Genomic DNA, 23,879 nt, shown 5'->3' with positions numbered 1-23,879 from the left:
GTGTTATAAAAGTATGTACACCAAGAACATTAAGAACTAGATTTCAAATGACTCAAAATGCGTTAAACCAATTAAAAAGCCTAACAACGATTGTTGCTGACAGCAGTGATTTAGCTGCGATTAATACATTCCGTCCATTGGATGCGACCACAAATCCATCTTTAATTACAGCAGCGGCAAATCAACCTGAAAATAAAGAACTGATTGAAAGTGCTTTTGAACAAGCGCGTAAAGAAGGTTATCAAAACGATGAGCTGGTTGAGCGCACCATCGATATTCTTACGGTCAAATTTGGTGTAGAAATCTTAAAATTGATCGAAGGACGTGTATCTACAGAAGTCGATGCAGCCTTGTCTTATGATACTGATGCCACCATTGCAAAAGCTAAAGAGTTACTGGCTTTATATGCACAGTATGGTATCGATCAAAACCGTATCTTAATTAAAATTGCCTCAACGTGGGAAGGCATTCAAGCCGCTAAAGCCCTTGAAGCTGAAGGCATTCACTGTAATCTGACTCTGTTGTTTGGTTTGCATCAAGCTCAAGCCTGTGCAGATGCTCAAGTCACGCTGATTTCGCCATTTGTTGGTCGTATTTTAGATTGGTACAAAAAAGCTGAAAATGTGGATAGCTACCCGATTGAGAAAGATCCAGGCGTGTTATCAGTTAAGCAGATTTACCACTACTATAAACAACATGACATCAAAACTGAAATTATGGGGGCTAGCTTCCGTAGTATTGATCAAGTGCTCGGCTTAGCAGGATGTGATTTATTGACAGTTTCACCAAATTTATTGGCAGAACTGGAAAAAGATCAGCGTACCGTTGAAGTGCAACTGTCTAATCATCATGCGCATGCACACTGTCAACACGATGTACAAGTGCTCGACAAGCAAACTTTCAAAGCTGAAGTTGAAAAAGACTTAATGTCTTTCCAACTATTACAAGGCGGTATTGATGGCTTTATTAAAGCCCGTGAGCAATTAAGTAGCTTACTGCGTCAAACTTTTGGCTTAGATGCTGAAATAAAAGCATAAATTAGAAATTTTCAGTTTCATCTAGAACCGAAGTTGTATACTACAGCTTCGGTTTTTTATTTGAGTGTCTTCAGTGTTTGGAATCACAGACTTAACGACCTTTATTATTGGTACGATATTAATTGTGATTTTACCCGGGCCAAATTCACTTTATGTCATGTCTGTTGCTTCTCGCTATGGCATTAAGGTCGGCTATTTAGGCGCTTTTGGCGTTTATACTGGCGATTTAATCTTAATCTTACTCACCGCTCTAGGGGCTGCATCCTTACTTCACGCCTTCCCTTGGTTATTCTTATTATTAAAAATTGTCGGTGCGCTGTATTTAAGTTATCTAGGTATCAAACTTTTCAAGGCTGCCTACCAAACATGGAATGCCGTTCAGATGCCAGAACAACTCAACACCAAGCAACTGAGTTTGAATGAATTGAAACCGTTTAAGACTGCATTAACCATCAGTATTTTAAACCCTAAAGCCATTCTTTTTTACTTATCGTTCTTTGTGCAATTCGTTGATCCTGCATATCCATATCCTGCGATTACATTTACCGTACTCGCGATCGTATTGCAAATTATCAGTATGAGCTATTTAACGATTTTGATCTTTTCGGGTGCAAAACTGGCTACCTATTTTAGCCATCGCTATAAATTTACGGCATGCTGCGTGGCAGCGGTTGGTCTTCTATTTTGTGGATTTGGTCTAAAACTTGCGACATCTACGTTGTAAATGACATGTGAGACATAGTTAAATTTTTTTAATTATAAAAATTTACAATGCTTTTAAATTTTGAATGGATGAAACATCCACAATCTAGGTTGTCGGTTCGTACTATTAAAGTGCCGTTTGTTAAAGTGTCGTTCGTGAATAAATAAAGTATTTCCCTAACATCTTGTTAAGCACTTTTACTGTACAAGACTTGAGCGTATCATCCTGAAAAATGTCATTCTAAATCTGCGCCAACAATAGTCATAGCTCGATCATTATGCAAAAACTACTCCAAGACTTTTCCATTCCAGCTGCTTTTGCAGGTTTTATTACGTTCTTAGTCGGGATCAGTGTCTCGGCTGTTTTGGTGATCCAATCTGCACAAATGCTCGGTGCCAACACTGCAGAAATAACCTCTTGGTTTTGGGCTCTAGGTTTGGGTATCGGCTTAAGCGGGCTGATTCTGTCTTGGAAATTTAAATATCCCGTTGCGACTTCATGGTCCACTGCAGGACTAGCACTGATTTTAGCGACTGCAAATGGTTACAGCATGAATGCCGCCCTAGGTGCTTTCTTGGTCTGTGGCTTATTGACAGCAGTACTCGGATTTTTAGGCATTTTTGAAAAAATACTGCGCTATATCCCGCAATGTCTAACTAGTGCAATGTTGGCGGGTGTACTCCTTAAATTTGGTATTGAGCTATTTGTCAATTTACAAAATGAATGGGCATTCGTTCTGGGTTTACTCGCGGCTTATGTCATCAGTAAACGACTGTTACCACGTTATAGCATTGTCATTACGGTGATCATTGGCATTATGCTTTGTCCATTGTTACTTGGCTTTCAATTACCGGCGCTTAATTTAGAACTCGCACAGCCGGTTTGGGTCACACCTGAATTTTCGATCTCAGCAATACTGGGTTTGGCGCTGCCCCTCTTTGTAATCAATATGGCATCTCAATATTTACCTGGTTTAGCCATGATTAAAAGTTATGGCTATCAACCCCACGTTAATCAACTGATCGGTTGGACTGGGACAGCCCAAACGCTACTCGCGCCATTTGGATGTTTTAGTGTCAATATTGCTGCGATTAGTGCTGCCATCAGTCTAGATGACCAAGCCCACCCCGATGAGAAAAAGCGCTATATCGCAGGTATGACCTGTGGCTTCTTTTATATTTTGATGGGCCTGTTTGCAGCCACTTTGGTGAGTTTCTTAACCGCTTTCCCATTGGTATTTATTACCGCTTTAGCAGGCATTGCCCTACTAGGCACCATTGGACACAACATCGTCATTGCTTTCCAAGAAGCGAGTGAACGTGACGCCGCTCTACTCACCTTCTTGTTTAGTGCATCGGGCGTACAGTTTTTTGGTATTGGCTCTGCATTTTGGGGTTTGGTCTTTGGTTTAGTCGTGCATGCTATTTTCAAATATAAAAGAAATTAAGCCCTCAGTTAAATAATTTGCTTCAAATAAAGAATGATACGCGGTAACGTCATCCGCATGTGTTTGAGATAGGACTATTTATAATCAAAAATGTTTTTGCGGTGAGGAGCAATGCTCCGCAAGATGGTTTCCTTACGTAGCACGATTCTCATTTTGCCGAATGAGAAACAACATTTCAAGAGTACCTCCAGCCGAAGGTTAATCCCTTTATTCAATCCCTAGATGTAAGACTCTGTCGAATAGACTTAAAAATAATTTTAAAAATGCGTAATTACTTTTACGTATGTAAAATCAGTTATTTAATCTCTTTCACTCGATACGTTCGGGCGATCAGTTCTTGTTTTAATAATTGGGTTTCGCTTTCGTCTTCCACTTCTGTAAAAGCGGTGAGCCAAATACCATCGGCTGCATAACGAACAATTTTCAGTTCGATATCCGAATCTGTCTGATGATGACGCTCTAAACGTGAGTTCATCCATTCGATCCAATATTCATTAAAAGTTTTATCTGTCAGCATGGTCATCGAAATCGCGGACCAAGACTGTTGCAAACCCATGATTTGTTTTTCTAAAGTAATTTCAATATAGGCTCGGGTAAAACGACCGTATGGCTCAGGGTCTTCGTCAATTAATCGGTCAACGACCTCGTCTAATTGAGCCAAAAGCATCACAATCATGGACTCTAAGAGCTTTTGCTTATTTGAAAAATGATGAAATACACCACCTTTTGTAACCCCAACTAAATCCGCAACGGCTTGAATCGACACCCCATTAACACCTTTATCAGCAGCAAGAAGGATTGCGTGCTGCAAAATACTTTGGCGTATCAGTTGAGGCTCTTTCTTGCGCTGATGCGGATTATCCATATTAGTGTCCAGCTGAAGTTGAAAACAGGTTGATCACGACCACACCTGAAACAATCAGGCCTATCCCTAACATGGCTGGGAGGTCTAAACTTTGACGAAAGATAAAGTAGCCAATTAGTGCGGTTAAAACAATACCAACGCCTGCCCAAATGGCATAAGCAATACCAAGTGGTATGACTTTAATCACCTGAGACAATAAATAAAATGCTAAACAGAATAAAACTGCGACAGCCAATGAAGGCGCAAGTTTGGTAAAGCCTTCTGACTTCACCAAAAATGTCGAACCAATTACTTCTGAGATAATCGCCAATGACAGTAAGCCATAGGCCAATGTTACCGAATTCATTAATCATTCCAAAACAAACATACCAACTGGTAGGTATGTTATTAAGTTAAAGATTATTCTGCAAGCCTTTTAAGTCTGTTTTTAATTTTTGACGGTCTGTGTGTGTTGTTGCAAAAATTCTAAAGTACGATCAAAGGTCTGCTGACTGGCCTTTTTACTCATCATAAATTGATATTCATGTACCAAAAATTCTTTCGAATCTGGATAAAATACCGCTGTCACAGGTACATTATTTGCCTTCAATTTTTCTACAAAAGGCTCAGATTGAGTTTTGGTTAAAAAATCTTTATTACCACCGCTGATAAATACTGGTGGATAATTTGCATTAATATTTGAGGCCGTTGAAATACGCGTTAAAAACTCGGCATCATCTTTTTTGTCTCCGGTATAGGCCTGAACTAAGTTATAGACGCCCCACTCGATCAGTCCAATCTCTGTGGGTGCAGTATTTACAAAGCTGTTTAAATCATAAATACCACAATGCAAAATCAGCCCTTTAAGCTGTGAAGGCTTTAATACAGGTTGAATCTTTGACGCTTGCGCAAAACCTGGATTCGTAACCAAGGCGGCATAATGACTGGCCATATTTGCACCTGCAGAATCCCCTGCCAAATACATATTTTGAGAATCAATGCCATATTGTGCCGCATGTAGATTTAAAAACGTCAATGCAGCATCTATTTGGTTGAGCTGTGCAGGATAAATGGCTTCAGGTGCAAACTGATATTGAACCGAAACCACATTATAACCTTGGGCTGCGAGCCGTTTAAAATATCCCCCTGCATGTTCTTTTGAGCCAGAGACCCAACCGCCCCCGTGAATCCAAACAATCGTTGGTCTTGGTGCAATAACCGTACTTGTTTCAGGTTGATAGATATCTAAGTTTAAATTTGGATTTTGTAGATATTGAATATTTGACTGCACAATAACATTGTCAGGTGCATGTAGGTTGATGAAGGTCTTTTGAACTTGTGTCGATAAGTTAAAAGCACCTGCAATCACTTTGGTACTACTTTGCGTGTTTTGACAACCAGACAAATGCAACACTGAACAAATACTGAGTACAACCAACCCTACTTTATATGACATATCTAACTATCCAATCGCATCAATTCTGTTATAAATCTTAGATTTAAAACTGTATATAGTTTAGGCTTATTTTTATAAAGTTCAAATTGATCATTTAGGCTCAAAATCCGAGAAAATTAGTCGATTTTATTTTAGTGTTTTTTGAACAAAGTCCGAGTTTTCCGCTCAGATTTATTTGACGACTTATCGACATTAATTTATGTAATTTTATGAATTTACAATATTTTTTAGATTAATAAATTGAACCATGCACGACAATGTGTTATCAATAATCTATAGGGTTTAAAAGCAAAATTACAGGAGATTGTTTCATGTCATATCAAAACATTTTAGTACCTGTCGATGGTTCAGAAATCTCGTTTTCTGCAGTTAAAAAAGCTGCAATTATTGCCAAGGCGTTTAACAGCCAACTCACTTTAATCAGCCTTGTTGCTGAAGACCCATTTACCGATGCAGACTTCTATTATTCTTCATCAATCATGAAAGAATATTTCGTACAAGCTTATGCAAATGCAGAATCCGCATTGAAAGAAGCTGTGCAAATTACAACTGAAGTGGGTGTAGAAGCACAAAGTAAAATCATTAAAGGCCAAGTTTCTGCTGAAGGTGTGGTAGAAGCAGCCAATGAAGTCAAAGCCGATTTGATTGTGATGGGTTCACATGGTCGTAAAGGCTTTAAGAAAATGCTACTCGGCAGCTTCGCACAAGATGTACTCAGTAATACTGAATTACCTGTGTTGGTTGTAAAAGCTTAAGATGACTAAGCCCACATCATGTGGGCTTTTTTCTATTCAGCACACCCTTCACCCATAGGCTTACCCTTTTGTCTAATTCATACAATATCGTGAATAGAGCAAGATTAGATTGATAACATTTAAAATATTAAGGAAGCAGATATGAGTCAATATCAACAAATTTTAGTCCCTGTGGATGAATCTCCAATTTCATATTCTGCTGTTGAACATGCGCTCAGCTTGGCTAAAAGTCAAAATGCACAAGTGACCATTGTTAGTGTTGTTGCTGTTGATCCATTCGTTGGTGTCGATTTCTATGCTGTTGCACCTGCAATCACTGAATATTTTATGCAAGCTGAAAAAAGTGCTCAGCTGCGTTTAGAAGATATCAAACAAACCTTTGTACGTGATGGTATCGAAGTTAAAACCCGTTTGATTCATGGTGTATCACCAACCGAAGGGATTTTACAAGTGGCTGATGAAATCTCTGCAGACTTAATCATCATGGGTTCGCATGGACGCACAGGTTTAAAAAAAGCCATGCTGGGCAGCGTAGCACAAAATATTTTAACGCAGTGCCCAATTCCTGTTTTGATCATCAAGCAATAAACTAAGATTCAAAAAAAAGCCCTTCATTGAGGGCTTTTCTTCTTTTAGATCAATTAAACACGTTATTTAAATATACAATTCGTTCTGTAGTTTTCTGATTAAAACATTTGGTATATTGCAACTCTTGATTTTGCGTATTCATCGCATCATCCCAGTATTGCGAATGCTTTTGATAAGTCTCTTTTTCACTTTCATTTAATGAATAAACACTTTTTTGTGCAAGCACTTTACAGTCGATATCACGCTTTTCAAACCAGTCTGCTTGATCTTGCTGTAACTGCGCCTTTTGTTCATCACTAAAACGATCCCAAGTCTGATTGATACGATCCACCACTTTGGCATTATCCTGATCTAGCTCTTTCTTACGAATATCCATCGCCTTTTGTGCAAGGCTCATTTGTTGAGATTGACTCTCCATCCCTTGCTGATAGGATTCTTCGTCTCGCTTATTTTGAGCACTATATGCCGCATATAGCACCGCATGACGTGTCACTGTTACAACGCTATCAATTACGTCATTTTGACTTGGGACACTTAAACTTAAACCATCTTTGTCCGTTTTAGTGATGCTATAGCTAAAGTTCCCTTTAAGCTGATCATTGTCCATGCTTAAGCCTGACTCACCATCTTCGAGTGAATCATTCAAAGTATAATTACCACGTTCTTCACAGCCTTCGTTACATGGTCGTTCAGCATAGGCGTTTTCAGCACGCTTTTGTAATCCTTTCGGGAAAACCACCAACAATTGACTGCTACATTCCAATGTTTTGGCTTTATTAGGGTCTTCAGTTAAAGTCGTGACATTTTGAATGTTAAATTTTAGATTTTTTACAATCAGATCCATGAGTTGCTGATCGGCTTCATAATCTGACTGACGTATTTCTTTGTTTAATTCTTTGAGATATTCTTTTTTTAAATGATCTTGCAATTGGTCAATATTGGCTTGTGCAGTACAACTCCAATCTTCCAAAGCAGGCGCTTCCGTTTTGGCTTCAGTATCTTTTTTATTTTTAAAATTATCACAGCCGGATATCAATGCCGCAGACAACATGAGGCTCGTGATGACTATTTTTTTCATTGTATAAGTACCATTATGATTTTATTCTTCGGGCGTATTTTACTCAAAATTACAGCGCTTTGACGAGAAAAATCCCCGCATGTGCAGGGATTTTTTATATATCATCTCATTTAGTACGGTTTTAATTGGTCTTTTCAGTTACGCCTTCGCTGGTGACATCTCGTACTTTGCCATTCTCGGTATTTAAAACTTCAAACTCAATACGACGGTTTTTGAATTGACCTTCTTTGGTGCTGTTTTCTGCTACCGGTTTTTCTTGACCATAACCCACCGCTTGAAGCTGTGCAGGATCAACGCCTTTCGACACCAAGTAATCCACCACAGCTTGTGCACGCTCTTGCGATAAAGCTTTATTCGCTTCCGCATTACCCACAGCATCGGTATGACCTTGTACAGTCAGATGTACTTCTGTAGCGCGCTGCATTAACGCTGCCGCTTGATCCAAAATCGATTTATTCACGTCAGGAATATCAGATGAACCTGTCGCAAAATTAATAATTTGTAAGTTCAGCGCAGTCGCAACATCTAGCGCACGAACTTGTTCAGGGTTAATGCTTGCTAATGCTTTTTGTGCATCAGTAATACTGTTATCTACTGCAGTTTGTTCACTCACACCTTCTTGAACCAATACCGTCATATTTTTTGCTAAAGGCTTAATTTGATTGGCAAGGTTTTGAGCATCCGCAGGATTTTGCGACAAAATCGATAACTGATTTTCTGTCCAGGTTAAAGTGGTATTTGGCACACCTTTAAGTTTTTGCAGAACCGTTGGAATGGTATCTTGATCAATAAATTGCGTATGGTAACTGGCATCAGATGAAGCACCACAACCCGTATTAAAGTTAAAGATCTGTTTGACTTGTTGCTGCAAAATTTCAAGATAATTTGAATCACCAGTTTGAATTTGACAGATGGTTAACTGCCCATCTGTACCGGTGCTAAATTGCAAATGTGCTGGCTGAGATGCAGCAGGCTGTGCAACCGTTGTTGCAGAGGTGGTTGGTTCTTCTTTATTAGTACAAGACTTAAACCAAAATGCGATCAGACCCAATAATATAAGCAGCGCAATAATTGGCAATAACCAATTCGAGCGTTTTTCTTCAACGATAACAGGTGTTGGTTCAACAACAGGCGCTTGGTGTAACGTACGGCCAGCTGCAGTGTTTACCCCTAAACCTGCGAGTAAAGGCACTGCCCATTGTGGTAGTGCCGCCAAAATGCTATCTGCATGATTATCAAGTAAATGCGTGATTGCGACGGGATCAGATGAACCCGCTTCATTTTCAAGTGCCCCTAAAGTTGGAGCTATAGAGTGGTTTAAGGTTTGCTCTATTTCTGACGTTGTGGCCGTACCGCCACCGAGATGTTGCAAAAATTGATCTTTTAATGTGGGATTTGCTGAAAATATATCACTAATACGAGGGTTTAACTGTTTTTGAAAGGTATCAATAAATTCAGGTTTGGATCGAAAAATATTTAACAGGAATGGAATAAACTGGCTAATGGCTGAATTTTTTTCAGTTAAGTGTTGTGTATCACCGTCCAGCACAATCGAGGAGACGTGCTGCTTAATCAGCGCTAATAAGTCTATATTCATATTTGTACTCCATGCGGTTGTCATTATTTTCATGTGTACTTTAGTTTATATGCTTATTTTTTGATCAAATGTAATAATTTGTTCGGACTTGTCAGCGCGTTAATTTCTTTTCTATTTTCAATCTATTAATTTCAATCCTCATAAAAAAAGCCAGCCGAAGCTGACTTTTAGATATCAAATTAAAATGCTAGGACTCAACATTTTCCATGTTGAGCTTCAGCTTAAACGGCATAAAAAGCTTGAAGCACTTTACCTTTAACGGTGTGCTGAATTAATGGTGTGTTCTTACCATTTGACACAATCGTGTCTTTATTGATGGTCCATTCAAGCTCTGGGTCGACTAGTACCCAACCCGCTTCATCTGCCCAACGTTGTTGCATATTGGCTACTTTAGCAGGTGCGAGTGTGACTTTCTCAACCCATTCCAGTGGGCTTAATAGGCCTTCTTGAATCAATTGAATACCAAAAGGTACATAGGTATCAAATGCAGTAAAACCGGGCTGTGTTTCAGCAAATGGCGCCATTTTCGCTGAGCTGCTCAGCGGCTCATGATGCGTACAAATTGCATCAATCACACCGTCTTTCACTGCTTGGCGGAGCAAGTCTTTATCTTGCTCAGAACGCAGCGGCGGACGAACATGTGCAAGTGAGTTAAAGCCATCAATCAACTGATCAGTTAAATGTAATTGGTGCATGGCTACATCGCAAGTCACAGGCAAGCCTTTCGCTTTAGCATGTTTAATTAATTCGACAGATGCGCCTGATGACAACAGACCAAAGTGCGCACGCACTTTAGTAGCTTCAATCATCAATAAATATTTTGCAATGGCTACGGTTTCCGCTAATGCAGGGATCATCGGTAAACCTTGACGAGATGCGACAAAGCCTTCATGCACACAACCATCTTTGGCAATTTGCGGTTCTTCGGCATAGAACACAACGGTCATGTTCAGACCCGCTGCATATTCCAAAGTACGAATCACCACATCATCGTCCATAAATGGCGCATTGGCATTCGATACTGCTGTACAGCCGCCTTTTTTCAAACCTGCCATATTCGCCGGCTGCTTGCCTAACAAGCCTTGAGTTTGCGCACCAATCACCTGCAGATAAATGCCGCCATCTAGCATGGCTTTTTCCACCAGACCATGAATCAATGCACCATTGTCTTGCACAATCGGTTTAGAGTCAGGCGGGGTAAACACATGCAAAATACCATTCGCACGCGCAGCCTTACCTTCTGACTTTAAAGTGCCGTGCTGCTGCTGACCCGGCTCTCGTAAACGCGCGCAAAGGTCAACCATACTTGGCATCAGCCATTTGCCTTGACCATCAATGGTTTCAGCGGCATTGCTTTCGGCAACCAATCGGCCATTTTCAATATAAACTGTCTGTACGCTGTCAGTTTGATTGATTGGATCTAAGACACGTACATTTTCAACTTTAACAATACTCATGACTATCCCTTAAACCGCAATCGCTTCAATTAAACCTTTATCTTGCAACTGACCTTGCATTGCCAAAGCCAGTACCGCCATACGTACCGCAATACCATTGGTCACCTGATGTAAAATCACTGACTGAGTGCCATCGGCAATACTTGAGTCAATTTCAACACCACGGTTCATTGGTCCCGGATGCATCACGATGCAGTCAGGTTTAGCTAAAGCCAGACGCTCTTTATTCAAACCATACATTTTGTAGAATTCGGCTTGAGATGACAGCGCAGGAGAATCAATACGTTCGTTTTGAATACGTAAAGTAATAATCACGTCGCAGTCTTGAATACCGGCTTCCATGTTGTTGAACAGACGAACGCCTTCGCCATAGTCATCAAAACCATAAGGCAGCAAAGTATTTGGCGCAATGACACGAATATCTTTACAGCCCAATGTTTGCAATGCAGCGACATCTGAACGGGCAACACGCGAATGCTTAATATCGCCAATAATGGCAATGGAAATGTCTTCAAAATTCTTTTTGGTTTCGCGGCGAATCGTCAACATATCCAACATGGCTTGCGTAGGATGCGCATGACGGCCATCGCCTGCATTGATGATTGCCACATGCGGACAAACATCTTTGGCAATAAAGTGCGGCGCGCCTGACGATGAATGACGAACCACAAAAATGTCGGTCGCCATCGCTTCTAAATTCCACAAGGTATCACGCAGTGTCTCGCCTTTTGATGTACTTGAACGTGCAATATCAATGTTCAATACGTTTGCAGACAGACGTTTTGCTGCCGCTTCAAAAGTGGTACGGGTACGTGTTGAATTTTCAAAAAACAGGTTCATTACCGTACGGCCTTCTAAAAGGTTGTTGGTAATCAGCTGATTTTGGTCATTAAAAAAGGACTGTGCAGTGTCCAATATTTTTGTGAGAGTTTCTTTAGAAAGACCTTCGATGGTGAGGAAATGTTTTAAGTTACCATCTTGGTTGAGTTGAATCTGGCTCGGTGTATGCAATGCCGCCAAGTGCATGAGAGATTCCTTATCGTTAAGTTAACGCATTATACAGAGAATCTTGGCAAATGGCAGTTGAAGTTTTCAACGTTCAATGCAAACGCATGATGTTATTCAAAATGAATTTTCAAATTCCTATCTATCATTTCAATTAGATAAATTAAACGTTTTAAATTAAACTTCACCTTTCCCCTTTCGAAAAGCCTTCAAATAGGGCTTTCATCTACCCTTATTTTTGATTGAATTGAATACTTTCAAACAGATAAAGTTCAGCTATAAACAGCCGCCTTCTGCGCAGCTCAAGAACTCTTGAAATAAGGAAGTTGGTTTATACATCAGGCTGTGCGCAGCAAGAAAAATATACCTACTGCTCACAGCAGGATTGAATTAACGCAAGGCGCCGATATAACGATGTGCAACCTGTGCTTTATAGATATCTTCCGCAGTCGGTTCGCTCATTAAAATTTCTGCTGTTTCATGCGATACTGAGTTAACCATTGATTCTTCTGGTACTGAAACTGCAACTTCATGCAAATTCAACTCACTATATAAACGTGCAACTAAACGAGATAATTCAGGATCAGCCGTTGCCAAAGCCAAATTAGAAACAAAGCGTGCATATTCGACATTTTCAACTACATATAATGCGTCAATAACCCGACCTGACACACGACGTAAACGCGCATAGATTAAGGTTGCGATTGAAAATGCGTTTGATTGACTATTGATTGCCAGCCCTGTCATAAATACCCCTAATGATATCAATATTATAAAGATCGAATTTTGATCAGGGTTATAGCAATTTTTGTACCATTAAGTGATATTTCTCACAATGTACACAGAATAAATTTGATAAAGTCTTTCAATTCTACTGATATTTCTCCCGTTTCAGCGCAATATCGTCCGCCCAAATCCACGAAAATACGTTAAAATATGCGATTGCTTTTTTGCCTTTGGAAATTTACATGAATTCGAAACCGCGTCTTTCTACATATTGGGTTACCTGTGCAGATGGACTGGAAACCTTACTCCGCGAGGAAATTGAAGGTTTAGGTGTTCAAAATATTGAACAGTTCCCGGGTCGTCTTGTATTCAAAGGCACACTTGAAGATGCATACCGTATTTGCATGTGGTCACGTTTGGCTTCCCGTGTACTTACCCCGATTCATACACATGAATTAGAGTTCACGCATGATGCACGTGATGTGGCTGAAGAGCTCTATGAAGGTGCAATAAACTTTGATTGGTCACTTATTTTTGCACCACAAAGTACATTTGCCGTGCGTTTACACATCGAACGTGACATTAAAGTCAATTCTCAGTTCGCAACTTTACGTGTTAAAGATGGTGTGGTCGATTCCTTTATGGAAGCTGTGGGCAAACGTCCTAGCATTGACATTAAGCAACCTGAAATTACGTTGTATGTATTAGCTGGCAAAACTGAACATACTTATTGCTTAGATTTATCAGGTGACTCTCTGCATAAACGCGGCTACCGTCGCTACATGACAGATGCACCGATTAAAGAAAACTTAGCGGCTGCTATCTTACAGAAAGCAAAACTTAAACAACATCAACCCGATATTATCTTGGACCCAATGTGTGGTTCAGGGACCTTTATCATTGAATCTTTAATGATTTTGACTGACCGCGCGCCTGGCCTTGTTCGTCGTTTTGGTTTTAATGGTTGGAATGGTCATGACCATGAACTTTGGATGTCAATTAAAGGCGAAGCGGCTGAGCGTCATAAAGCTGCACTTGAAAATCCTCTCCCACAATTCTATGCATTTGATGCAGACTGGGAAGCGGTAAAAGCGACCAAACAAAATATTATTGCTGCAGGTTTCGAATCTGTACTTGATCAAATTAAAATTGAAGAACGTACACTTGCAGACTGGCCAGAATTCCAAGCAACAGGTAAGAAAAGCTTTGTTGTCACTAATCCTCCATACGGCGAGCGTTTAGGTGATAAAGCCTCTAACCGCGCACTATATTTAGGTCTATCGGCATTATTACAAAAGAACTTCCCAAATCAGCCTGCTGCAATTATTGCAGCACAAGTTGAACAGGCCGATGTCCTTGCCTTTAATGATCCACAAATTTTGCGTTTGATGAATGGTAAGCTACCAATTTACGTCCGTTTTGGTACAGTCAAACCTGCGGCAGTTCAAAAGCCTTTCCTAGAGCATTGGGAACCGCAACAATTTGAAAAAATTGAAGGTGCAGAAGACTTTACTAACCGTCTGCAAAAAAACATGCAGAATCTTAAAAAATGGGCAGTCAAAGAAAATATTTTCTGCCTACGTTTATATGATGCCGATTTGCCTGACTTTAATGTCGCGGTAGATTTGTATGGTGATCGTTTACACGTACAAGAATATGCACCACCGAAAAAAATTGACCCTGAAAAAGCCAAAAAACGCTTTAACTTAGCACTTCAAGCGATTCGTGCAGTGACAGGCTTAGGTCGTGATGCGATTTTCATTAAAACACGTGCGCGCCAAGAAGGTAAAAATCAGTACACTAAACAAAGTACTGCGTCTAAACGTTTTATCGTTCAAGAAGGCAAAGCTAAGATTTTGGTGAACTTAACAGATTACCTCGATACAGGTTTGTTCCTTGACCATCGTCAAATGCGTCTACGCATTGCCAAAGAAGCCAAAGGCAAACACTTCCTGAACTTATACAGCTATACCTCTACAGCGAGCTTACATGCAGCGCTTGGCGGTGCAGCAAGTACGACCAGTGTCGATTTGTCAAATACCTACCTAAACTGGTCTAAAGAGAACTTTGTACTGAATGGTTTGACTGTAGATCATGCAGATGAACAACATCAGTTCTTCTCTAGCGACTGTTTTGAATGGTTGAAAGAAGGTCACGAGCAATATGACCTGATCTTTATTGACCCACCAACCTTCTCAAACTCTAAAAAGTTCTATGGTACGTTTGATGTCCAACGCGACCATATGTCTTTGCTTAAACGTGCCATGAACCGTTTAACCACTGACGGTACGCTTTACTTCTCAAACAACTACCGTGGTTTTGAGATGGACGATGTGATCATGGCAATGTTTGATGTTGAAGAAATCAGCAATGAAACCATTGGTCTAGACTTTAAACGTAATACCAAAATTCACCGTGCATGGAAAATCACTCATCCACAAATCTAAGGTTTGACTTTAGAAATTCCTGATCTATGAAATGAAGCACGTCAGTGCTTCATTTCAACCACGACTCCATCTGGATACGTTACTCGAATATTTTCATGTCGCTCTTGCAGCACAATGCGGTTAATCGGTGCAACTTCTGGAGATTGTATTAACCCGACCTGATCCGCTGCCCTTTTCTTTTGAAGCAAATAATCACTCATGGTTGAGCCTTCAAGCTGGGTCTCCTGAATGATCTTATTATTACGATTAGATTTATGATTTGAATTGTTCTGCTGCTATTCTTTGGGCTTAGCTGCTTCACTCTCAATAATATCTAAGGTTTCTTCACTAAATTGTTTTTTACCTTGCGTTTCATTCGACAAACGTTGATCTGAAATTGGCGTCCCCGCAAAAACTGTAGACTGAACAGCGATCAGAAAAATGCTACTAATAAGACTGTGTTTTACCCAAGAACATTTAGGCATGGATGAATGAACAAGTTTCCGTCTAAAAAAATAATCGTGTGACATGGTGTCTTTCCTATTGTTGTTTTCATTGGCTAGTTGCCCATTGACGCTAGCAACTTTTCAACTGTTCAACAATGGCTAGGCCGCTGTGTTCCGATAAACTGAAAATCATAATTCTGTAGCCAAAAATACAAAACCGCCAATCTATGACGGTTTTATATTTTTTAAACTTAACTACTCACTACTGGTTGCTTATTTCTTTTGTATGGCTTGACCAAAAAGCTTTTGACCGAACTTATATTGCATACTCATGACCATGTTATCGCCATCGCGCTTGCCTTGCCCTGATGTTTCAAAACCAGCAAACATGGCTTCAGCTTCCTGTCCTGACAAACTTTTGCCCTGTAATTGCAAAAAGTTATTCATGATTGCAGTCATCATATTTTTATCAAAACTTAAGTCTGCTTGAAAATCCAGTAAGCTCGGCACCATTTTAATAAAAGACTCCATTGAGGCATGGTGACCCGGCATGACTTTCCCCACGACATTTGCAGAGGCTTTACCTCCACCAATACTGATCGAGTTATCTTTAGACTCAAAATCAAAACCTTGGCTTGCGATAGCTAAGAAAGCTTGAGTCATTTCTTCACTTGATTCACCCACTGCATCACATGAATTTTCCACCTGATGCAAAAGTTCACTAAATGCACGAACTTTATCTAGATTAACTTTATGCAATGCCAAATTCAGTGCGAAATCTTTAGTGACCGGTGAACCTGGGAAATCCATCTCATCAGCTTTTAAGTAGCCTTCAAAGTCCACATCATGTTTATTTAGTTCGGTCTCCCAACGCAATTGCATACCACGCATGCCGCCTGAGAACTTTTGATCTAAACGTTTGATAGAAGCCGCTTGGATTTCAACAAAACCATTTTCGAGATTTTTCTGATTTAAACCTTGATTGGTCTTCATCGAAAAATTTTGCACCATGGTTTGCATTGGACCTTCACTCAACCGAACCACAGGTAAATGGATTGAAAGCTCAGATACCTTAGTGGCTTGCCCCGGTAGACTACTGATCCGAATTTGCAATTGGCTGGCATCAGCTTGTACCGTTGCACCTTGTGCAGTCGTTTTAAATGCAGGAATCTGTAGATCTGTTTTACTTTGACCAATCCAATTGACCAACGTTTTTGCCGTTAAGTCCGTACCAAAAAGCTTGGCATATTCGGACGTACTTTGTTGTTGAACAATCTTAAAGTTAGAGTTGATATTATAACCTTTCAACCCACGTTGAATCTGATCGGTACCCTTCAATACGATCACTTCTTTGGGTTTACACGGGTCTGTTTTCAGCGTTAATACCCAATCGACCGTTCCGCCCATCAAGCCCATTTGATAATTGCTGTACTTCACATCAACATCTTGTACAGCTGCTGACCAATTATTCTGTGTATAAAATTGGGCAAGAGATTTATCTGCATATAAATTTCCTCCTACCACAGCTGCTGAAAGCACCGCGAAACTGCCAATTCCCCACATCAATTTTGACATGTCTTTCTCATTCTGATTATTCTTTGCGCAGTATACTGAAGAACTCAGTTACATAAGTACACAATCAGAATGATATTAAATGATTGATTTGGCAGTTTTAATTGATTTTTTGATGGCTATCACTTCAACTATATACGCCCAGCTTCAAAATAACTTATACGTTTACGATCAAAAGCTGCATATGGATTGCCTTTAAAACTATGAAAATAGTGCTTGGCTTTTAACACGTGAGAGGTGGTATTTTTCATCCATCCTATACGCGGGTCCTTCTCTGCCAAAGTGATGCAATAGGTTTCTTTGCCACGTCGCTTGGTCTGTTGCTTGGCATGAAAAACCAAACTTGCAAATACATCCAGATGTTCAGGATGACATAGTGGACTATGCAACATTAAATAATCAAAAGTTCCCTGAATTTTTGGCAGTGATAACACACCACGCACACTGGCATAGGCATTATAAAACGGCTTCATCAACTTTAATGGACGTGAATAGTCGATCACACAGGTTTGTTTAAAACTCTTTTGATTCCATAATCCGTAGAGTCCAACCAACAGATTGTGCTGATCATAAATCAAATAAAAATCGTCTAGATTTAAGCCTGCCCAAAATGGATTTTGACCATCAACCAACGCATTAAAATCATAGCTAGGTAAAAAGTTATAATGGTCTTTCATTTTTAAAATGAAATCATTCGCGTCATCTACATGTTCAGCAGTCAGGGTTTTAAATTGATATTGATTGAAAGTTTTTGGTTTCACTGCCTGTGAAACGGTAAAGGTTCGGATTTCGTCATAAAAATATGGCAATGGAAAACCTGATCTTTCATGATGTAAAATACTAGCAGCAACAGTATTAGCGTTTAAAACTACACTTTCAAAAATCGTATCTTGCGGAATTTCATCGTGGACATAGTCCATTAATAAGCGCATGACTTTAGCACCACGATACGCCGGATTCATTCTTAAATCGGCAACATAACGTATTAGGTCAGGCTGACCATTGATATAACAATAACGCCACCCCAAATTCATCATCGCAATCACGATAGATGGATCGTCCACAGGGACAACCACTTTTAAATCTGGTCGATTATACTGTGCATAGCTAGCAGCTAAATAACTCGGGTGACGCTCATAAGATAAGGTAATGCCATTACTTGGCACACTCTCAGCACTAATTTTCATTAGTTGCTCATCATCTTCTACAGTCGCATTTCGAACCGCAAACTTAGTTTCATTCTTTGAATGATATAGCGCAGTTTCGTCGAACGGTGCATCTAACACATCGATATCCATCTCAATACTCAATTATTTTTGTTTTCATTTTCTTAAGCGGTTCAGGCTTAATATTCCCTTCAATCATGCCATTGTTCATGGCTAGTGTTTTGTAGTAGTCCCAAGCATCTTGTACATGTACCACTTCAGGTTCATCCAACTGCCCTAGATCGCGTGCCAATTCATAATGAAAATTATGTTTAAGCAAACGATCTAGTGCTTGAGCTGATGGTTGTTTGTCTACATTGCCTTCACTAAGTAAAATATAGTGTGGTTTTTTAACCGAACATTGTTCGATACCCAAGATACTAATCGGCAAATAATCCGCTTGTTTAAACTCTGCAAGCACTTTAACTGCAGCATTGTGATCGAGCTTTTCTCCGACCAGATCTACCGTCATTTTGCGACCTAAAAACTTGAAGCATGGCACTTGCTGATAAAAGTCGGTGACTTCTAATTCATCATCAATCACATAACGAATTAATCCTGAACCTGTCGTGATCACAGGACTAACGATATCGCCTATTTTTAGTTGCCAAGATGGCACCACTTTTTGGCTGTCCTGCAAAATAAATTCATAAAAATGTGACTGATAACTTAAGGTAAAACGGTTTGCAAATGGAATCGTCACTACGCCTTCCGTTGCCCATAAACCTTTACCTTCAAATGCCACACCTGCAATTCGTTGCTGGAGTTGTACTGCCCACTGCTCTGCGCTCGCTGTATCCCAACTCGAAACCAGACTGAGTTTAGGCCACAGTTTTTTCCACGCCGTTGCTTGGGTCAAATCCAAGTCTTGTAAGCGATAGCATTGTTGACAAGATTTAGGAACTTGCAGAAAACTCAATCCCTCACGTTGCCATTGTCCAGTTTTCAAGACCTGCACAATTTCAGCTTGATGTTCTTGAATGATATCCAACAATTGCAAAGCAAATGTAGGACTCCATACCGAAATCATGCCTAAATGCTTATCTGCAACGAGATATACTGCGGTTGCAAACATGGCATCTTCGGCTGAATCCGCCATCGCAATTTCAGTCGGTACCGACTGGGTAATTTTACTCAGCACTCGCTTCGACAGATTAAGTAGCGCACTGTCATCATTCAAATTACTATTTTCTAAAAGCTTTCGCTGGCTTTCAGGCAACCATGAAACCGACCAATAATGCGTTGAATTCTTCAGTTGTGGATGAGTTCGGTATAAATTGGTGAGCCATAACCCAATAGCTTCATCCAATTCATCTAAAAAAAGCCTGAGTATAGGGAATGAATTTAATTGCTTCACTCGACCCACTGGTCGGTTGAAATCGGACAATTTTTTCAGGCCCCAAACAATTTTTGCCACTTTGTCTGGATTGTTCAATTTGGCTTTTCCAATTGCTATAACGCGAAAGCGGATATTTTTTGGCAAATTGCTCATAGCTTAGATTTTGCGAAATGTGCTGCTTTAAAAAATGACTTAATTTTTTACGTTGCACATTTTCCAGCTGATTTGCCTGCTGTGTATAGCGTTGAAATGCTTTACGGCAGGCAATATTCAAAACTTGATGTGCAGTGGTGAGAAGCAATCCCATTAGGCCACCTTCGAGTCTGAACCTGTCGCAATATGCAATGTACGAGACTTATAACGTAACTTGCTGTCATGTTTACTCACACTGGTGGTCTTGGTTAAGAATCGATTTACATAACAGTATAAATCGCTCCAACGTAATTCACCAATGCACGGAAGTTCAGTTCCATCGACCCACGTTGGGTTCTTGTCTTCAAAGAAAGCAATCTTGGTATTATTTTCACGCATCTCATGGGTGATTGGCGCAACATCTGCTTTGAGTGGCTGGTAGTCTTCACCAAAATTCAGCAGACCCGTTTCATGGTTATAGTATTCTGAGAAATATTTTTTACAGTACGATTCGACAAAGTCTTTGAGATGGGCATTTTTCTCACCATAATGTGGATAGTAGCTGTAGTAGTTATTGGCTAAGAGCAGATAAGTTTTAAAGCCTTTAGAGATTAAAATCCAATATACAGGGGTTCTTGGATGACGAAATTTAAAACTAATAATATAACGGAACATTGCTCGGGTTAATGCACGATTCCCCCAATACTCTTTCTCAATAATGGTATCACCACTGAAAAAAGCATGTCGGGCTTTACCATCAACAATAAAGTCACGCTCCATAACCGTCGAGAATCCGACAATTTGATTATTTTTCGGTTCAATAATTAAAAAAAACACCGGTTTTTTCTAAGAAGTCGCGTTCAAAAATTTCATAACGGGTATTGGCATAATACTTTTGGTAAATACCATACATGCGTTTGAGTTCTTGAACAGTGATGTCATCTGTACGTTTATATAAACTATAAGGTTCTTTTTTGATCTGCCTAAGCAGTTTAAATTCCATCATAATCATAATTTCCTGTTGCCATTCATTCATGATGAACGAGCGATATTGTTTTTGTTTTACAGAACACAGTCATCTCGTTGGATGTGTGCGGACGTCATATTAGTGGGTGAAAATGATGAAATGCAATGAACTTTACGTATTTAAACGAAAATTACGACAAGCGTAAAATTAAAAAACCCGGCCTAAACCGGGTTTCTGTTTTTACAACTGGATGTAGCAGATTTGTGCTTTTTAGTTGAGTTTTAACTTTTCAAAAGTTAGGTGATCTCCTTCCGCTTGAACGACAATCGTATCGCCCGGTTGGAAAGCACCTGATAAGATTTTCTGTGCCAATGTATTTTCAACTTGTTGTTGGATAGCACGTTTCAGAGGACGTGCGCCATACACAGGGTCAAAACCAGCATCGATAAGTAATTCAAAGGCACTATCTTCAACCGCTAGACTCATGTCTTTATCTGCCAAACGTGAACGTAAGCGATCCAACTGAATATCCGCAATACCACGAATTTGCGCTTTTTGTAAAGAGTGGAAAACCACCAACTCATCAATACGGTTCACAAATTCAGGTCGGAAATGTTTAGATACCGCAGCCATAACCACAGCGCGAACTTCGTCTTTCGACGGGTTTTCACCTAATTCACGAACATCGGTTGAACCTAAGTTCGAGGTCATAACGATCACGGTGTTTTTGAAATCAATCACACGGCCTTGTGAGTCTGTTAATCGACCATCATCCAACACTTGAAGTAAGATGTTAAAGACATCTGGATGTGCTTTTTCAACCTCATCAAACAACACTACACTATAAGGTTTACGACGAACAGCCTCGGTTAACACACCACCTTCTTCATAACCCACATAGCCCGGAGGCGCACCTACTAAACGGCTCACCGAATGCTTTTCCATAAACTCTGACATGTCGATACGAATAATCGCATCATCACTGTCAAATAAGAAATTACCTAAAGCTTTGGTTAACTCAGTTTTACCTACACCTGTAGGCCCAAGGAATAAGAATGAACCACTTGGGCGGTTTGGATCGGATAATCCTGCACGAGAACGACGCACCGCATTCGACACTGCTACGACAGCTTCATCTTGACCAACTACACGATTATGTAAGAACTCCTCCATGTGTAAGAGTTTTTCACGTTCACCTTGTAGCATTTTCGCAACAGGAATACCTGTAGCCGCACTTACCACTTCAGCGATTTCATTTTCAGTGACTTTGGTACGAATCAGTTTCGGTTCTTCATTCACCTCGGCAACTTCTTCTTCATTCAAGCGTTTTTGCAACTCAGGAATAACACCATATTGCAAACGGCTAGCTTCTGCTAAATCACCTTCACGTTGTGCTTTTTCAAAGGCAGTACGTGCTTTATCTAACTCGATTTGAGCTTGATTCGTTCCGTCAACCAGACGTTTTTCTGCAATCCACACTTCTTCCAAATCACTATATTCTTTTTGAACTTCAGCAATTTGTTTCTCTAAGTGCTCAACTTCAGCCTTAGATACCGAATCCGCATCTTTTTTCACCGCTTCAAGTTGCATTTTTAACTGAATTAAACGGCGGTCTAAACGGTCAAGTGGCTCTGGTTTAGAGTCAATTTCCATTTTGATACGTGATGCAGCTTCATCAATCAAATCAATGGCTTTGTCTGGCAACTGACGGTCTGTTATGTAACGATGCGACATTTTTGCCGCAGCAATGATCGCAGAGTCTAAAATTTGCACACCATGATGGGTTGCATATTTGTCTTTTAGACCACGTAAAATCGCAATAGTGTCTTCCACACTCGGTTCATCAACGATCACTTTTTGGAAACGACGCTCTAGAGCCGCATCTTTCTCGATATATTGGCGGTACTCATCTAAAGTGGTTGCACCTACACAGCGTAGCTCACCACGCGCTAATGCAGGTTTAAGCATATTCCCTGCATCCATTGCACCATCACCTTTACCTGCGCCAACAAGCGTATGTAATTCGTCAATGAAGAGAATGATCTCGCCATCATATTTGGCTAAATCTTTTAGAACGGCTTTAAGACGTTCTTCGAATTCACCACGGTATTTTGCACCTGCAAGCAATGAACCTAGGTCAAGTGAAAGTACACGTTTACCTTTCAGACTTTCAGGAACTTCGCCATTGACGATACGCTGTGCTAAGCCCTCAACGATTGCAGTTTTACCCACACCCGGCTCACCAATCAGTACGGGGTTGTTTTTACTACGACGCGATAAAACCTGGATGGTACGGCGAATCTCTTCGTCACGACCAATAACTGGATCTAACTTACCTTCTAATGCACGTGCATTGAGGTCTAAGGTATATTTGTTGAGTGAATCACGTTGATCTTCGTGGTTATTACTCATGACTTGTTCACCGCCTCGTATTTGTTCAATTGCATTGCGTAATTTATCTGTCGTTACGCCTACACTATTTAATAAGGTTTTGGTTTTACCCGTTTCAGCTAAACCTAGAATTACCCAATCTGTAGAAAGAAACTCATCTCCAGCTTTTTGAGCAAAACTGTCAGCTAAATTCAGCGCCTTGACTGCTTCAGGATTTAGGTTGATGTCCCCTGTCGGCGTAGCAATGGTGGCGGTATCCTGTAGGGCTTGCTGAAGCTTGGTTTTTAACTCAGGAAGATTAGCACCTGCCTGTTGTAACAAGTTTTGGTTCGACGGCTCTTCAAGCAATGTCGAAAGAATATGGATTCCTTCAATGGCTGTATGGTCTTTCCCCATTGCTAAAGATTGGGCATCGGATAATGCTTGCTGCAAACGGTTTGTGAATTTTTCGAATCGCATTCTTGTTATTCCTCACAACAAATTCTGTACTTGAAGCATATATGGGAGTCATATTTAAAATTTCAAATACATTTTTTAAATATTTTTCAATGAGTTAATTTTAAGATAAAGATAAATCTCAATTATAATATTGGTATAAATAGAATACTTTTCAAGTCATTTATTGAAGAATTTAGTACTTTATTATGTTGTTTAAATACATATGTATTTTTAGGCAATTTTCTTGTCAACTCAACTGACTTTCTGACA

Annotated in this window: 19 protein-coding genes and 2 pseudogenes; 6 read left to right on the top strand and 15 right to left on the bottom strand. The window is 40.0% G+C overall.

What is annotated here, in order from left to right; all coding sequences use genetic code 11:
* Positions 1–47: 47 nt before the first annotated feature.
* The 3 genes from tal to AVJ20_RS04210 all read left to right on the top strand — a co-directional run bounded on the left by tal (position 48) and on the right by AVJ20_RS04210 (position 3,187).
* Complete coding sequence (gene tal, locus AVJ20_RS04220; RefSeq protein WP_078191801.1) at positions 48–1,037, top strand: transaldolase; 990 nt, start codon at positions 48–50, stop codon at positions 1,035–1,037.
* A 73-nt stretch (positions 1,038–1,110) separates the two neighbouring features.
* Positions 1,111–1,761, top strand: a complete 651-nt coding sequence (gene leuE / locus AVJ20_RS04215; protein WP_111884263.1) for a leucine efflux protein LeuE — start codon at positions 1,111–1,113, stop codon at positions 1,759–1,761.
* A gap of 256 nt (positions 1,762–2,017) precedes the next feature.
* Complete coding sequence (locus AVJ20_RS04210; RefSeq protein WP_111884262.1) at positions 2,018–3,187, top strand: benzoate/H(+) symporter BenE family transporter; 1,170 nt, start codon at positions 2,018–2,020, stop codon at positions 3,185–3,187.
* A 295-nt stretch (positions 3,188–3,482) separates the two neighbouring features.
* Here AVJ20_RS04210 and AVJ20_RS04205 read toward each other — a convergent pair whose 3' ends face one another.
* The 3 genes from AVJ20_RS04205 to AVJ20_RS04195 form a co-directional block, all read right to left on the bottom strand.
* The gene (locus tag AVJ20_RS04205; protein ID WP_111884261.1) at positions 3,483–4,052 is read right to left on the bottom strand and encodes a TetR/AcrR family transcriptional regulator; all 570 of its coding nucleotides are present in this window, start codon (positions 4,050–4,052) and stop codon (positions 3,483–3,485) included.
* A 1-nt stretch (position 4,053) separates the two neighbouring features.
* Complete coding sequence (locus AVJ20_RS04200; RefSeq protein ID WP_078188613.1) at positions 4,054–4,398, bottom strand: SMR family transporter; 345 nt, start codon at positions 4,396–4,398, stop codon at positions 4,054–4,056.
* An 81-nt stretch (positions 4,399–4,479) separates the two neighbouring features.
* The gene (locus AVJ20_RS04195) at positions 4,480–5,487 is read right to left on the bottom strand and encodes an alpha/beta hydrolase (RefSeq protein ID WP_111884260.1); all 1,008 of its coding nucleotides are present in this window, start codon (positions 5,485–5,487) and stop codon (positions 4,480–4,482) included.
* A 311-nt stretch (positions 5,488–5,798) separates the two neighbouring features.
* On the opposite strand from AVJ20_RS04195, the gene AVJ20_RS04190 reads away from it, so the two are divergent.
* Positions 5,799–6,242: a universal stress protein gene (locus AVJ20_RS04190; RefSeq protein ID WP_078191806.1), complete on the top strand. Its 444-nt coding sequence runs from the start codon at positions 5,799–5,801 to the stop codon at positions 6,240–6,242.
* A 141-nt stretch (positions 6,243–6,383) separates the two neighbouring features.
* Positions 6,384–6,830 carry a universal stress protein gene (locus tag AVJ20_RS04185; RefSeq protein ID WP_078188616.1) on the top strand — a complete coding sequence of 149 codons (447 nt, stop codon included), beginning with the start codon at positions 6,384–6,386 and terminating at the stop codon, positions 6,828–6,830.
* A gap of 49 nt (positions 6,831–6,879) precedes the next feature.
* Here the strand turns inward: AVJ20_RS04185 and AVJ20_RS04180 are convergent, their stop codons facing one another.
* From AVJ20_RS04180 to AVJ20_RS04160, 5 genes are all read right to left on the bottom strand, one after another.
* Complete coding sequence (locus AVJ20_RS04180; protein WP_111884259.1) at positions 6,880–7,908, bottom strand: DUF1311 domain-containing protein; 1,029 nt, start codon at positions 7,906–7,908, stop codon at positions 6,880–6,882.
* A gap of 121 nt (positions 7,909–8,029) precedes the next feature.
* Positions 8,030–9,505 (bottom strand): OmpA family protein, encoded by a 1,476-nt coding sequence (locus AVJ20_RS04175; RefSeq protein ID WP_111884258.1) that lies wholly within the window; start codon positions 9,503–9,505, stop codon positions 8,030–8,032.
* 221 nt (positions 9,506–9,726) lie between these two features.
* Positions 9,727–10,962 carry a dihydroorotase gene (locus AVJ20_RS04170; protein WP_111884257.1) on the bottom strand — a complete coding sequence of 412 codons (1,236 nt, stop codon included), beginning with the start codon at positions 10,960–10,962 and terminating at the stop codon, positions 9,727–9,729.
* Positions 10,963–10,971: 9 nt separating this feature from the next.
* Positions 10,972–11,988: an aspartate carbamoyltransferase catalytic subunit gene (locus tag AVJ20_RS04165; protein ID WP_111884256.1), complete on the bottom strand. Its 1,017-nt coding sequence runs from the start codon at positions 11,986–11,988 to the stop codon at positions 10,972–10,974.
* 369 nt (positions 11,989–12,357) lie between these two features.
* On the bottom strand, positions 12,358–12,714 hold the full coding sequence (locus AVJ20_RS04160) for a hypothetical protein (protein WP_111884255.1): 357 nt from the start codon (positions 12,712–12,714) through the stop codon (positions 12,358–12,360).
* 221 nt (positions 12,715–12,935) lie between these two features.
* Here AVJ20_RS04160 and rlmKL point away from each other — a divergent pair, with 221 nt between their 5' ends.
* Positions 12,936–15,140, top strand: a complete 2,205-nt coding sequence (rlmKL, locus tag AVJ20_RS04155) for a bifunctional 23S rRNA (guanine(2069)-N(7))-methyltransferase RlmK/23S rRNA (guanine(2445)-N(2))-methyltransferase RlmL (RefSeq protein ID WP_111884254.1) — start codon at positions 12,936–12,938, stop codon at positions 15,138–15,140.
* A 41-nt stretch (positions 15,141–15,181) separates the two neighbouring features.
* Here rlmKL and AVJ20_RS18305 read toward each other — a convergent pair whose 3' ends face one another.
* The 7 genes and pseudogenes from AVJ20_RS18305 to clpB all read right to left on the bottom strand — a co-directional run bounded on the left by AVJ20_RS18305 (position 15,182) and on the right by clpB (position 23,630).
* Positions 15,182–15,340: a hypothetical protein gene (locus AVJ20_RS18305; RefSeq protein ID WP_162689727.1), complete on the bottom strand. Its 159-nt coding sequence runs from the start codon at positions 15,338–15,340 to the stop codon at positions 15,182–15,184.
* A gap of 75 nt (positions 15,341–15,415) precedes the next feature.
* Positions 15,416–15,649 (bottom strand): hypothetical protein, encoded by a 234-nt coding sequence (locus tag AVJ20_RS04150; protein ID WP_162689726.1) that lies wholly within the window; start codon positions 15,647–15,649, stop codon positions 15,416–15,418.
* 189 nt (positions 15,650–15,838) lie between these two features.
* Positions 15,839–17,140, bottom strand: coding sequence for a DUF945 family protein (locus tag AVJ20_RS04145; protein WP_111884252.1), 1,302 nt, complete (start codon positions 17,138–17,140; stop codon positions 15,839–15,841).
* A gap of 128 nt (positions 17,141–17,268) precedes the next feature.
* A complete protein-coding gene (locus tag AVJ20_RS04140) occupies positions 17,269–18,435 on the bottom strand; it encodes a GNAT family N-acetyltransferase (RefSeq protein WP_111884251.1) in 1,167 nt (388 codons plus the stop codon).
* 1 nt (position 18,436) lies between these two features.
* Positions 18,437–19,988: pseudogene (locus tag AVJ20_RS04135) on the bottom strand (GH3 family domain-containing protein).
* Positions 19,988–20,825 (bottom strand): annotated as a pseudogene (locus tag AVJ20_RS04130) (hypothetical protein). The pseudogenes AVJ20_RS04135 and AVJ20_RS04130 overlap by 1 nt, the downstream one beginning before the upstream one ends.
* Before the next feature lie 225 nt (positions 20,826–21,050).
* Complete coding sequence (gene clpB, locus AVJ20_RS04125; RefSeq protein ID WP_111884250.1) at positions 21,051–23,630, bottom strand: ATP-dependent chaperone ClpB; 2,580 nt, start codon at positions 23,628–23,630, stop codon at positions 21,051–21,053.
* Between the last annotated feature and the right edge of the window lie 249 nt (positions 23,631–23,879).

The organism is Acinetobacter sp. CFCC 11171 (genome assembly GCF_003268405.1).
Lineage (GTDB): Bacteria > Pseudomonadota > Gammaproteobacteria > Pseudomonadales > Moraxellaceae > Acinetobacter > Acinetobacter amyesii.
Note: the sequence above shows the minus strand (reverse complement) of the source record. Positions and strands in the feature narration are given on the sequence as shown.